The sequence below is a fragment of the Methanocella conradii HZ254 genome (assembly GCF_000251105.1).
GTDB classification, from domain to species: Archaea; Halobacteriota; Methanocellia; order Methanocellales; family Methanocellaceae; genus Methanocella; species Methanocella conradii.
On the sequence record NC_017034.1, the window covers coordinates 118,260 to 131,704 of the forward strand.

At 53.3% G+C, this 13,445-nt stretch carries 10 protein-coding genes and 1 pseudogene; 6 read left to right on the forward strand and 5 right to left on the reverse strand.

Annotation, left to right across the window (positions count from 1 at the left end):
• Positions 1-1,203, forward strand: coding sequence for an ABC transporter permease (locus MTC_RS00640; RefSeq protein ID WP_014404739.1), 1,203 nt, complete (start codon positions 1-3; stop codon positions 1,201-1,203).
• On the forward strand, positions 1,200-2,594 hold the full coding sequence (locus MTC_RS00645; protein WP_014404740.1) for a COG1470 family protein: 1,395 nt from the start codon (positions 1,200-1,202) through the stop codon (positions 2,592-2,594). Before MTC_RS00640 ends, MTC_RS00645 begins: the two co-directional genes overlap by 4 nt.
• A 6-nt stretch (positions 2,595-2,600) precedes the next feature.
• On the opposite strand, the gene MTC_RS12515 is transcribed toward MTC_RS00645, so the two are convergent.
• From MTC_RS12515 to ilvE, 3 genes are all read right to left on the reverse strand, one after another.
• Entirely contained in the window at positions 2,601-4,880 is a 2,280-nt protein-coding gene (locus MTC_RS12515; RefSeq protein ID WP_014404741.1) for a winged helix-turn-helix transcriptional regulator, read from the reverse strand.
• 65 nt (positions 4,881-4,945) lie between these two features.
• The gene (locus tag MTC_RS00655) at positions 4,946-5,428 is read right to left on the reverse strand and encodes a PUA domain-containing protein (protein ID WP_014404742.1); all 483 of its coding nucleotides are present in this window, start codon (positions 5,426-5,428) and stop codon (positions 4,946-4,948) included.
• Complete coding sequence (ilvE, locus tag MTC_RS00660) at positions 5,418-6,296, reverse strand: branched-chain-amino-acid transaminase (protein ID WP_014404743.1); 879 nt, start codon at positions 6,294-6,296, stop codon at positions 5,418-5,420. The genes MTC_RS00655 and ilvE overlap by 11 nt, the downstream gene beginning before the upstream one ends.
• A 73-nt stretch (positions 6,297-6,369) precedes the next feature.
• Between ilvE and MTC_RS00665 the strand changes: the two genes are divergently transcribed.
• The 3 genes from MTC_RS00665 (at position 6,370) to MTC_RS00675 (ending at position 9,317) form a co-directional block, all read left to right on the forward strand.
• Positions 6,370-7,473 (forward strand): tetratricopeptide repeat protein, encoded by a 1,104-nt coding sequence (locus tag MTC_RS00665; protein ID WP_014404744.1) that lies wholly within the window; start codon positions 6,370-6,372, stop codon positions 7,471-7,473.
• 38 nt (positions 7,474-7,511) lie between these two features.
• Complete coding sequence (gene deoC / locus MTC_RS00670; RefSeq protein ID WP_014404745.1) at positions 7,512-8,183, forward strand: deoxyribose-phosphate aldolase; 672 nt, start codon at positions 7,512-7,514, stop codon at positions 8,181-8,183.
• A 159-nt stretch (positions 8,184-8,342) separates the two neighbouring features.
• Complete coding sequence (locus MTC_RS00675) at positions 8,343-9,317, forward strand: 5,10-methylenetetrahydromethanopterin reductase (protein WP_014404746.1); 975 nt, start codon at positions 8,343-8,345, stop codon at positions 9,315-9,317.
• Positions 9,318-10,302: 985 nt separating this feature from the next.
• Here MTC_RS00675 and MTC_RS00695 read toward each other — a convergent pair.
• Positions 10,303-11,604: an RNA-guided endonuclease InsQ/TnpB family protein gene (locus MTC_RS00695; protein ID WP_014404747.1), complete on the reverse strand. Its 1,302-nt coding sequence runs from the start codon at positions 11,602-11,604 to the stop codon at positions 10,303-10,305.
• Between the two features lie 32 nt (positions 11,605-11,636).
• Here MTC_RS00695 and MTC_RS13695 point away from each other — a divergent pair, with 32 nt between their 5' ends.
• On the forward strand, positions 11,637-11,771 hold the full coding sequence (locus MTC_RS13695) for a hypothetical protein (RefSeq protein ID WP_272941610.1): 135 nt from the start codon (positions 11,637-11,639) through the stop codon (positions 11,769-11,771).
• A 137-nt stretch (positions 11,772-11,908) separates the two neighbouring features.
• Here the strand turns inward: MTC_RS13695 and MTC_RS12755 are convergent.
• Positions 11,909-13,240, reverse strand: a pseudogene (locus MTC_RS12755) (IS4 family transposase).
• Between the last annotated feature and the right edge of the window lie 205 nt (positions 13,241-13,445).

A 13,445-nucleotide genomic window follows, 5' to 3' on the forward strand; every position in this document is an offset into this window, starting at 1 on the left:
ATGATGAAGGAGCTAGTGGTGGCGGAGAAGGAGTTCAGGGAGTATATCACGGGTAAGCGCTTCATCGCCTTACTGGCGATACTGTTCATCCTGTGCGCCATTGGCATGATCGGGGGCCTGGAAAGCTACAATTCGCAGCTCGACCAGTATAAAGCCTCGCAAAAACAGCATGAGACGGACATAGGGTACCGGCTACAGATTCAGGAGATGGAGAAGCGGCTTGAGGAGATGAAGGCTAATGGCGCCCCGCAGGATCAGATAGATAGCATGGAGGCAGGCCTGGAAATGATGAGCAATCAGTACCAGATGCCCTCGATGATCACCATATTCTACAGCATCATGAGCTCCCTATCCCTGGTGGGCATGGCGCTCGCCGTCGCGGTGGGCTTCGACCTCATCTCAAAGGAAAAGGAGGAGGGCACCTTAAAGTCTTTATTATCGCACCCCATATTCAGGGACAGCGTGATAAACGGTAAGGCTATCGCCGCCGTTGCGGTGCTGACCGTCGCCATTGCAATGACGTTCCTGGTCGTCATCGCCATCATGCTCTTTTCCGGCGTGGTGCCTGCGGGGGACGACCTTGCAAGGATGCTTGTCTTCTTCGGGGTGACGCTGCTATATTGCATAGTGTTCCTGGGCATCGCTGTCATGGTCTCAACCCTGGTCAAGAGCTCCACCATGTCTATCCTGTGTGTGTTGGGCATCTTCTTGATAGCGTATTCATTGCCGGGCATGTCCTATCAAATATCCAGCATTATCCTTGGCCCCTCGCCCCAGTGGCCGGTAAGCCCGGGCTGGATTAGCGTGCCGCCGAACGGTACCGTGACCATTGATGGGCGCACCATCACGGCCGAGGAGGCGGCGAAGATCAACGAGGAGAACCAAAAGCAGTACCAGATGCTCTCGCAGATAGCCCAGAACGAGTCGAACGCCTACTGGAAGAAGAGCCGGGACCTTACAAGCATGATTAATCTCTTATCCCCGGTGGGCAATTATAATGAGCTTTCGGGCGTCATCTTGAGCAATCAAAGGCCATACGATTATACTGAGGCTTCTTCTTCGGGCCGCCCATGGTGGCTGACGAAGATATCCATATGGGACTCGCTAGGGTATAAGTGGGGCAACCTGGTCGCCCTCATCGTGATGGCCGTCGCATCGTTTGCGGTGTCATACGTGGCGTTCATGAGGACGGACATAAGATGAGCGCTCGCACCGTATCGGCATTATTGGCCATATTCCTCCTCGCGGGGGCCTGGGCGGCCCCCGCCATGGCGGAGAGCTATGAGTCAGTGTACTCGGGCCAGGTCGAGAATGGGTACACAGTGGAGTCTAATGGCCTTTTCGTAAGCTTCAGGATAGTGAACGGCAGCCTGACCGCCCATGTGAGCGGCCCCGACTACCCATCGGAGGACGCGAACATACCGGCAGGCTATACGTACTACTATTATGGCATCCTGCGCGTTTACGTGGACTCTATAAACGGAAGCAGAGCATTCGTGAGCGTGGAAAAGGCGTCCCGGTCGACCGGTGGCACCAGCGTGCGGTGCGACGTGCCGGGCCAGACCGCGCTAGGAGGGGACGTCGTATCTTTCCCCATCATCATACAGAACAACGATGAGTCCGACCACGTTTACACCCTCGAGTCTTACAATGACATAGGCTGGAAGACCTGGTTCGAGTATGAGAACAAGGGCGTGTACAAGATTAGCGTGCCCGCCTCGCAGCCGAGGACGGTAAACCTCATGGTTCAGACGTGGAGCAACACGCCGGTTGGCGAGAAGAAGGTATGGGCGTATGTGGGCGATATCAGGGTCGAGGTTTTCGTCGATATCACGAGCGCCAACAAGACCGCCGACGTGTCCGCGAAGGTGACCTCGAAGATCGCCTACATAGGCGACAGGATCTCCTATGACATGAGCATACATAACCTGCAGGCGGGCGAAAACCACTATAAGCTAGCGGTTGCAGGGCTGCCGGATAACTGGTACGCCAGGTTCAAGGAGAGCGCCTCCAGCGCGGAGGAGGTCGACGAGGTCGTGGTGCCCGCGTCGTCGGTAAAGGACCTGGTGCTCGAAGTCGTGCCGCCATACAGCGTGGCTCCAGGGGACTATAACTTTACGGCGGTGGTGACCGGGCCTGACGGGCTTAACGTCTACAGGAACCTCACGCTGACGCTTAAGAGCAGCGGCGGCATGAGCGTGACCGCTTCGAGGCTGGCCTATAACGCCAGGCCTGGCGAGACGTTCAAGATCGACCTGTACGTGTCCAACGGCGGCCAGGGCGCTGCGTTGACAAATGTTTATGTAGAGACCACGGCTCCTGAGGGGTGGATGGTGCAGGCTTCGCCCGAAAAGGTGAATAGCATCAAGGCCGGGGGCTCGCAGGTCTTCACCCTCAGCATACAGCCGCCGGGGAACATCGTGGCCAGCGACTATGAGGTGATCGCCAAGGTGAAGTGCGACCAGGCCGAGAGCCAGAAGGACTTCCGGATCACGGTGCAGACGGAGTCGTACATCCCCTACATTGGCGGGGCCATCATCGTCGTGGTTGCAGCGGGCCTTTTCCTGATATACAGGAAGTATGGTCGGCGGTAAAGACGCCTAAATGCGCCTCATCGCCGCTGCGACTTGCTCCCTTTTTGCCTCCTTAACGAAATAGCCCCCATCCGGCCCTTTATCGATTACGCCCTTATCGGAAAGCTCTTTCATGCAGCGGCACACCACGCTCTCCTTTATGCCAAGCTCCCTGGCGGCCTCCGCGTTGGAGATGCCAGGCTTCTCCAGGATGAGGCGCAGCATCCCGCCCGTGACCTTGCGGCGCATTAGCGAGAAGATGAGCTGCGCCTCCTCGCTGTAAGAATCAGAGTTAGTGAAGTATCGGACGTACTTTCCGTCAATCCTGCTCGCCACTATCTTGTGGCTCATCCCCAGGATGGATAAATGATAACGCGCCGTTCCCAGGTTGATGCCAGTCCCCCTGACTATCTCGTAGAGCGAGGAGCCCGGGTTCCTGGAGATGAAATCCATTATCCGGTCACGGTTCCCGTTCTTGCTCATGCGGGCCTTCGCCCTGGCCACCGTGCCCACGCAGATGAAACGTAAAAAGAGGTAAACTAGAGCCGAGAAAGCGAAGCCTGCCACCGCGCCCATGCCTATGACGAGAACCCTCCCTCCGCTCACGTAATAGACGGTGCCATTACCGGCCACGCTCAGGTGGCTTACGTCGGGGCCTATCCTCCTGCTCCAGCACAGCGTCCCGTTCCGGTCGAAGGCGTATATCCCGGAAACGTATGCGCACCTCGTCTTGTTAAACACAACGGGCGACTCGTAGTTCACGCTGCGGAAGTACGCGTAGACCATGCCATTTCCATTGATGACCTCTGGCACCGATGCGTCGGAAATGATGACGCTCCCATATTTGCCATCGCCTCCATTAGCGGAAATGTAGCAAACCTCGGGCGCGCTACTCTCGTTCACGGTAACCAGCACCGGGTCATCGACGGGGAACGTGTAGTCCCATAACAAGCTGCTATCGCTTATGTTAAAAGCCATGAGGGTCTCGCTGGCCAGGGCCGTCAGGCTTGGGGCGGTGCTATACGGAGAATGGTCGTTGAGGGAGCTATTCGTGGCATAGCCGATGCCATCGCATGCGCACACGTACCTATCTGCGAAGAAGCACGTCCTGGACACTTCCCTGCCCTCAGGGCTAAGCGTTATGAGGTATAGCTTGCTAGCCTGCCCGGTAAAGTTGCCATATGGTATAAGGTCCCTGCTTACATACTCCATGTAAACGTTGCCCTTCGAGTCGAACGGCATCGGCCCATAAATCCTGAAATCGCCTTTAGATTCCCGCGTCTCATTGAATATTGTCAAGTATGTGAAGGGAGGGATGCTATCGAGGCGAGCGGACCATCTAATCGTCCCATCACGGTCGAGGGCAGCTATGCCGCTCGACAGCGGCGCATAAAGGGTACCATTATGATACAGGGGCATTGTGCAGCGCCCGCAATACTGCCTGTAAAGCAATTCCCCCGGATAGGCGGTCCAATATAGCGAGCCATTCGGGTAGTACGCCTGGATAATTGCTGAGGGGACCCGGTAGTCGGTCATGTTGACATACGGTACGCCAGCCCTGTCGACGTAAGGCGCGAAAGGCTGCGGGTATGATGGGGTCGGCTCCCTCGACGGAACGCAATAGACGTAGCCCTCCTCATCGATGGCCGCCGGGTCGGAGACGTTCGCGATGGACCATAAAACGCGCCCTTCCCTGTCAATGACGGTCTCATTATAGTAATGGAACACGTAAACCCGGCCATTTGCGGCGTATACCCTGGCGTCGCTAAAGTCTGGGCCTTTCTCGCGGTCTCGATATGCGTTCTCGGATAAGCTGGCCCTGAGGCTGTCCAGCGGCAGCGCCCACTGCCGCCTGCCATCGGAAGATATGGCGATAAGCTCGCCTCTTATCGGCTCGCTGGAGTTTCTGGAGCCAGACGGCTTAAGGTAAACGTAAAGCACGCCGCCGTCGCTAAAAGCGATCGGGTCGCCTGCCGCTGCGGTGACGTTGCACACGGCCGGCGACACGTATTCGCCCCCTGCCACGCTCCACATGACATCCGGCTGATAGCTCCACCCATAGCAAACGCTCCACCCGTCAGGTATCCGGTAGTCCCATAGCTCGTTTCCCGCTCTATCGATGGCCTGAATGCGCCCATCCATGAATACGTACAGCGTGCCATCCGTCCCCGGCATGATGCAGCGCACGTTCTCCAGGCGGCCCACCTGTTCAGTATTTTCCGGGGAGAATAGCATCGCCAGCATGAGGAAGGTTAATAGTAATAGCAGCGTTACGATGGCTCCCTCGAACACCATCGACTTTTTCATTTATACCACTAGTAGGTACAGTTGATGGTGGCATAAATATAGCTTCTCTCACAATTTGCTAATGTTCACTCGCCAGGCTCTGCCGGCATGTCTTTTCCTTTGACGCCATACCGCACGTTGACCGCAATGCCCCTCTTGAAGGCCTTCATCTCGGCGGCGCATAGCAGCGCCTGGCCGGTGGCCAGCAGGTTGTCGTTTTTATCTACGAGGATGACCTCTTCGAGCGCCCTTATCTCCGGGTCGCAGTCCAGGACGAACTTGCAGAAAGCCGTCTTGCCCTTCGCAACGAACGGGGCGGCCTCGTCGTCCATTATGACTCGTTTTTTGGGGAAAGGAAGGGCTTCTTTGAGCCTTTGGCCGCCATAGGCGCTTAGCGTTAAAAAGCCGTCGCTAGCCCGCAGGGTGGCAATCCGCCTATCGTCCTCCAGTACCTGCCTCACCCTGCCGGTCCTGCCCACCATGAGCCTCACGCCATCCGGGAACAGGGCAACTCCTGCACCCCTCCCGAACTGGTAGTCCGCAATAGTACGTATCCTATCAATCATCATATATCGGGGTGCCGGTGGTCATGGTAAGCTCCCTGTAGGCCGCCATAAGCTTTTTCGTTATGGGGCCGGGCTTACCGGTGCCAATGGGCCTGCCATCCACCTTCGTCACGGGGCAGATCTCCGCAGCCGTGCCGGTGACGAACATCTCATCCGCAGTATACATGTCGAAGTAGCCCATGTTGGCCTCCGATATGGGGATGCCAAGCTTACCGCAAAGCTCGAACACGGCGCCCCTCGTCACCCCATTCAGGTTAATCTGCACGAACGGCGTCCTTATGGCGCCACCCTTAACCACGAAAATGTTATCTCCTGACCCTTCGGCAAGGTTGCCCCGCACGTCGAATATGATTGCCTCGTTGCCTCCCTTAACGTTGGCCTCGAGCTTCGCAAGTATGTTATTCAGATAATTCAAAGACTTAATATTAGTAGGAAGCGCCTCCGGAGCATTTCTCCGTACGCTCACCGTGACCGCCGACAGCCCTTTTTCATAAAGGTCCCCATACATTGCCCCCCACGTCTCGGCAATACATATGACCGTAGGCTTCGGGCATTTATTTGGGTCCAGCCCGAGGTCTCCCTTACCCCTGGTTATGATGGGCCGTATATAGGCATCCCTCAGGTTGTTCTTCCTGAGCGTTTCGAGGATGATTTCCTTCATCTCCTCCTTGGTGACGGGGGGCGTGAGCATTATAGCCTTCGCGCCATCGTACATCCTGTCGATGTGCTCGTCCAGCCTGAAAACCTTCCCATTATACGCCCTGATGCCCTCAAAAACCCCGTCTCCGTATAATAAGCCATGATCATAAACTGATATCTTAGCGTCATCTTTCGTGTAGAACTTGCCATCTATATAGACATATTCGGCCATACAGACACCTTTTGAATAATGGCCACTCAAGCATATAACTCTTATGATTTTTGATGAAGAAAGTCTTTAGGCATTGAGCATCTTATTTCGTATCGGTGAGAGCGTGCCCTGCGATGCAGAGGATATGAGGGGCAAGGCCGCCGAAGCCCTCAAAAATGGGCTGGAGATGGCTAACATGGGCAGGATGATAGACTCAATCGCGTCGTTCGACGAGGCGATAAGGCTGGACCCTGCGTGCGCGGAAGCCTATAACTGTAAAGGCCTGGTACTGCTACAGCTAAAGAGGTATGACAAGGCGTTCGAGTGCTTCGAGCACGCCATCAAGCTAGAGCCTGAGAACCCAAAGTTCTGGTACAACAAAAGCATGCTGTTCAGGGAGCTGGGCATGTTCGAGGACGAGGCACAGGCATGCCTCATGTCCTTGAAATACGACCCCGGGTCCGCACACGTGTGGCATAGCTGTGCCAGGGCGCTCGCCAGGATCGGCGAGAGCGCGGAGGCGCTATCGTGCATGGAAAAGGCGCTCGAGGCCACGCCGATGGACGCCAACCTCTGGTCCTACATGGGCTTCTACCAGTCCAGCCTTGGCATGCTGGATGACGCAGTAAAGTCCTTCGGGAAGGCCCTGGCCATAGACCCTGAGAATGCCGCCGCCTGGCTGGGAAAAGGCGAGGCGCTTGCCCTGGCAGGAGAGGATGAGGAAGCATTGAAGTGCTTCGACCGCTCGATCGCCTTAAACTGCGGAATCGCCAACGCGTGGTACGGCAAAGGCATGATCCTGATTAAGAAAAAATGCTATGAGGATGCCATGCGCATGCTCGACAAGGTTGTCGAGATCCAGCCGGGCCATGCGGACGCGTGGTTCTATCGGGGCTGCATCCTGGAAGCCATGGGAAAGATAAAGGAAGCCCTGGATAGCTATACCCGCGTGACGGAGGCCGAGCCTAAGAGCCATGCCGCATGGTTCATGCGCGGCGTCCTTCTCGGCCGCATGGAAGACTATGAGGGCGCAATCCAGTGCTTCGATAAGGCGATCGACATAAACCCAAAATTCGCCGCAGCGTGGTACCACAAGGGCCTGTTCTCAAGCATCCTGGGCGATAGCGAGGAGGCGGCCAGGTGTATCTCGCGAACTATTGAGATAGACCCGGGCTTCGACCCTAACGCGTATAATTAAAAATAGCCTTTTATCTTCAGAATGCTTTTAGTTAATTGATGAACGCTAGAGAGTTCGCCCGCCACATAGACCACACGCTTTTGAGGCCGGACGCAACCGAAAAGGATATCCTGCGGCTGTGCGAGGAGGCGAAGCTGTATGGGTTCGCATCGGCCTGCGTCGCGTCATGCTGGGTCGGGCTGGCCAGGGATAGGCTCCGGGGCAGCAACGTTAAGGCCTGCTGCGTCGTGGGGTTCCCGCTAGGCTCGGAGATCTACCATGCCAAGGCATTCGAGGCACGGGAAGCCGTCCATGCAGGGGCGGAAGAGATCGACGTCGTCATGAACATAGGGTATTTCAAGTCCGGGCGCACGGACTATGTCCGCATGGAACTAGAGGAGATCATCGCGGCCTCGAAGGGGGCGACTGTGAAGGTAATCATTGAGACGTGCTACCTGACGGACGCCGAGAAGGTCGAGGCCGCCAGGCTGGCGAGGGACGCCGGGGCGCCGTACGTGAAAACGTCGACGGGCTACGGCTCGATGGGGGCCACGGTCGAGGACGTAAGGCTTATCAAAAAAGAAGTCCCGGGCATAATGATAAAGGCCTCCGGCGGCATCCGCACCTATGAAGATGCGAAAAGGCTCCTCGACGCGGGGGCTACCCGCATAGGCACAAGCTCTGCCGTGAAGATAATGGAGGAGCTTAAAGCACTCCAAGCCCCTAAATAAGCAATAAAAATATCAAAAAATACATAATAAAAATAAAAAAAAATTTCATACCCATAAAAAACGCTAAAAATATAGGGCTAAAAAACCGATATACTTTTAAGCAAGTAGTTTCATTACAATATAGTTAAGGTTTAAAAAGACCTAAGTGAGGTATGATTTATGCCAACTTTCGGTATGGAGTTCGTTCCGAACTATCCACCCAAGGATTTAATCAACTATTGTAAGTTTGCTGAAGACAACGGAGTAAACTACCTGTGGATTACAGACCACTACAACAACAGGCACGTCTTCGAGATGCTCGCCTTAATAGCGGACAAGACGACGAGGATAAGGCTGGGCACGGGTATCACCAACACGTTCACCCACAGCCCGGCCGACACGGCTACCGCTATTGCCACGCTTGACGAGATATCGGATGGCAGGGCAACCTGCGGCATCGGCCCCGGCGACCTGAGCACGCTGCCCAAGATCGGCATTAACGTTGAGACGCCGATCGCGAGGCTCATCGAGGCCGTCGGCATCATGCGCCAGTTCTGGTCGGGACAGCCTGTCAGCACCCCGAACAACAAGATATTCAAGTTCGATGGAGCTGCGCTGGCCTATAAGCCAAAGCAGAAGTCGATTCCGGTCTACATAGGCGCACAGGGCGAGAAGATGATCGAGACCGCCGGCAAGATCGGCGACGGCTCGCTGATCAACGCTTCCAACCCGAAGGACTTCCAGATCGCCGTGCCCATCATCAAGAAGGCCGCTGGCGATAAGAAGTTCGACGTCGCGGCATGCGTGTCCATCTCGATCGACCAGGACGCCAAGAAGGCGAAGGGCGCAGTTAAGCCAGTGGTCGCTTTCATCGCCGCCGGCTCCCCGCCGCCCATCCTGCAGAGGCATGGCCTGGATGCAGCAAAGGTTGGCACGATTAAGGCGGCCCTTAACAAGGGCGACTTCAAGACCGCGTTCGGCACGGTCGACGACGCCATGATCGAGGCCTTCTCCATCTATGGCACGCCCGACGACATCAACGCCAAGATCGATGGCCTGACCGCGCTGGGCGTCACCCAGATTGTCGTCGGCTCCCCGATTGGCCCGGACAGGTACAACTCTATCCGCCTTATCGGCAAGTACGTCATCAAGTAAAGTGGACTACCCGTCCACTTCTTTTTTTAATTTACCATAGTAATCCCATAATGTCCTATTTGGTTTTTACCACAAAGGGCATAGAGGCTAGTTTTACCACAGAGGGAGGGGAAGGTGAATTTAAACCACAGAGGTACACAGAGGGCACAGAGGCTGTTTATTTCCTGAAGGGGGAGACTTTAATTTACCATACCCATAATGTCCTATTTGGTTTTTACCACAAAGGGCATAGAGGCTAGTTTTACCACAGAGGGAGGGGAAGGTGAATTTAAACCACAGAGGTACACAGAGGGCACAGAGGCTGTTTATTTCCTGAAGGGGGAGACTTTAATTTACCATACCCATAATGTCCTATTTGGTTTTTACCACAAAGGGCATAGAGGCTAGTTTTACCACAGAGGGAGGGGAAGGTGAATTTAAACCACAGAGGTACACAGAGGGCACAGAGGCTGTTTATTTCCTGAAGGGGGAGACTTTAATTTACCATACCCATAATGTCCTATTTGGTTTTTACCACAAAGGGCATAGAGGCTAGTTTTACCACAGAGGGAGGGGAAGGTGAATTTAAACCACAGAGGTACACAGAGGGCACAGAGGCTGTTTATTTCCTGAAGGGGGAGACTTTAATTTACCATACCCATAATGTCCTATTTGGTTTTTACCACAAAGGGCATAGAGGCTAGTTTTACCACAGAGGGAGGGGAAGGTGAATTTAAACCACAGAGGTACACAGAGGGCACAGAGGCTGTTTATTTCCTGAAGGGGGAGACTTTAATTTACCATACCCATAATGTCCTATTTGGTTTTTACCACAAAGGGCATAGAGGCTAGTTTTACCACAGAGGGAGGGGAAGGTTAATTTAAACCACAGAGGTACACAGAGGGCACAGAGGCTTTTTATTTCCTGAAGGGGGAGACTTACACCCCCTCGGAGACCCCTAATCTATAACAAATCAAGCGTTTTAATAATGTCAACTACCCCGTCCTAAAGGACGGGGCTTGCCGCTGCCGTAGCATTGGCAATTTGATTAGGGGGAGGTCTGCTGTATAGCCTTACTCTCCGTGGTCTGTTGACGAGACCTCTACCAACTATCCCCCTTACGGGGGAGTCGCCGGATACTTTTCTCAATATGTTCAGTGCACCGTTAACATCGGCGTTGATGACGTTGCCGGTTATGCTCCGGTATAGTCCTCTCTCTATTCTTCGGGACTCGCCGTACGGTTGTAGTTTTATCTCGTCGAAGGCTAGAGCGTCAGTCCTCGACGTATATGCTTCATCAACCTCATGGTACTCTATGCCATACTGCTCGCACTTGCTCTTTAGTTTCAGCTTGAAGGTGCCATATGGTATCTGCACGAACTTCTGGTTGTTGACGTGCCCGTGGTTGATTTTCTGCTTGATGTCACGGAGTTCTCCGACCACGACGTTGCCTATCCCGTTATCGAGACACCGTTTCACCACGATATTGACCGCTTGATTCAGTCCTTCTTTAATCTTGTTGTTCCGCCTGTACAGGAGCCTCGACTGTCTTTTGGTTATGCCCTTAATCTTTTGCTTATCCTTTATCGATTGTAGTCTAGCGTTCTCCTTGTTGTACCACTGGTTGATTGATTTCAAACCCTTACCGTCAATGATGACGGCAGACCCGGTGGAATCCACAAGAGTAGCGAAGTTATCGAGACCGAGGTCGATGCTAAGGTATTTTGACTTATCGAGGGCGATGTTTTCCTGTCGGTCGTTGTACACGTATTCTAGGTCGTAGTATAGGCCGCCGTACTTCGGTATCAGCCTCACTTCCTTGACGTGCTTACCTCGAATGTTCTTCGGCACGTCCAGCACTATGTCCCGTTGGTCTACGTGGTTCTCTTCCCTGAACTTCTTGGAAAGACCGATGTACACCTTTCCGTTCCTAATCCTGAATCCAGTTTCGGGGAATAGCACGACGAACAGTCCGTCTTTGTCGAGGTAGTGTGGAAGGCTCGCCGGACGGTTGTAGTTTCCTTCTTTCCTCTGGCGGAGTATTCCGAAGAAGCTCTTCATAGTCCTGTCCACGACCTTCATGGTTTGCTGGCCGCTCGCCGTCAAAAGCATATTGTAGTTCTCGTTGTCCTTGACGTAGTGGTATGCGGACTCGTACTTGAGGAATGTACCGTTCAGGAAATAGTATTGCCGTACCGTGTACAACGTGACGTTATACAGGTTCTTGCTATAGTGACAGAGCGACCGGAGTATGGAGAACTCCTTCTTGGTCAATCCTCTCACCCGGTTCTTCTGCACTCGTAGCATACGCATTATATATAATGTGTGACCTTATATCTTTGCTCGTAGCAGACGCAAGGGGCCGGTTCATCCCCACCCTGAAGGATGGGGACTTCCCGGCCCCATGGCCCCACAGGATAAAAAAATCATCTAAAAAATTGTTGGGGTCCTCTCAGAGGGCGAAGCACCCTTGAGTGTATAAAGCCTAACTTCTGGGATTTTAGGCACATAACGTATTTTAATTTATACTATTCAGGTCAATATCGACTAATTTCGACACGATAATGACATGCATCCATTTTTGATGAATATCATGTTCATGTGTGTTCGGTTAAGTTATCCATGGTTGCATTAGTCTGTTTCTGTTGATGTTTGGGGTTTGTCCTTGGCTTATCAGTGTGCTGGTGTATGTTATCAGGTCCATTTCCAGGTTCATGCTGTTGAGGACGGCTTTTAGTATTCCGTATGCGTTCGCTGCTAAGGCTTTTGCCCATTGTAGATGTGTGAGGAGGTGGGCTTTTTCCGGGTTGTATTTTCTTTCTTGCCAATCGTAGTAGTTGGCGGCTGCATATGAAAGTGAGGATGCTCACCCATATGAGGCATTTAATCACATCCGGGTTCTTGCTTTGTATCTGGTCTAACTGGTACACGTCTCCGAGTTCTTTAAATACCGGTTCGATCTCCCATCCTTGCACTGTAAAGGCTTGCGATGTCCTCCCCGTCTAGCACGCCTATGGGAATGTTAGTCAGGTACGAGTGATACTTTTTAGTTTCTTCATCTAGAACCAGGACCAGTCGGAAACTCCTCTTCGTCCTCGTGGTTTTGCCCTTGTACCTACGCCTTCTCACCGTTACTTCGACCTCCACGCTAGGAGTTGCCGTTTCAACAACGGGAGCACTTCTCCGAGCTTTTTGCCCAGGACGTCGACCGCGTTGCCCCTACACGCCTGGCTCGCTTTCACGATGACCGGATTGGCGCTTCCCTTCAAACGGCTCACGAAGTATCCGCCGTAACGCTCTATCCTATCGAAGCTAATTGTAATCGAAAAACCCGAGTTAAGAGGACCCGGTCCTTTAGCCACGGTCCGAGTCGGAGGGTCTTCACTTCGGCACTCCTCTCCGGATAGAGCCTCACCGTTTTCACGCCGTCCGCCACCACGCTAACGATAAAACTAGGCTTCAGGCCGGCGGCCACCCTTCTACTGCGAGCGGCAGGCCACAAGTCCGCGAGGGAAGCGTGCAATCGTATGATCGTGCTATCCTGGATGAACAGGTCCTTGAACCCCTTCAACTTGTCACCAAGTTTGAGGCAGGGTTCTTTTGCCTGCTGTTCGAAAGCATAAAGAACGCACCGGTGAAGGAACCCTTCCATCTCCGGGGTGAACCTGGCGCAAAAACTGCTAATGCTCAAATATTCACGCCGCTCACGGTCTCATACCCCCCCTTTTCAAGCCACGTATACTCCTCATAAAACTGGCCCCGAAACCCAGTACTACGACCCAGAACATGATCACCGGATCGATCTTCCTGTTACGCTTTTCGACTGATGTCGAATTCGAGCAACAAAACCAGTCTCAACAGCCGTCTCCCGGAGAAAATCCTCGGGAAACAACCCGGTCAGGCACGATACACAAGAATCAACAATCTCACAAGAATCGCTCATACAACAATCCAATCAAAATTATATAATATATATTATTATAGTATTCTAGAGAATTAAACGCCTAACACGCCCTAAACCACCTTAACCGAACACCCATGAACATGAATATGTGCCTAATTAGGCACGTAGTATTTTTGTATAAAAAGAAAAATTCGGCGTAGGAGGGACATAATATCAATTTTTATGTGCCTAAAACCCGAGAACG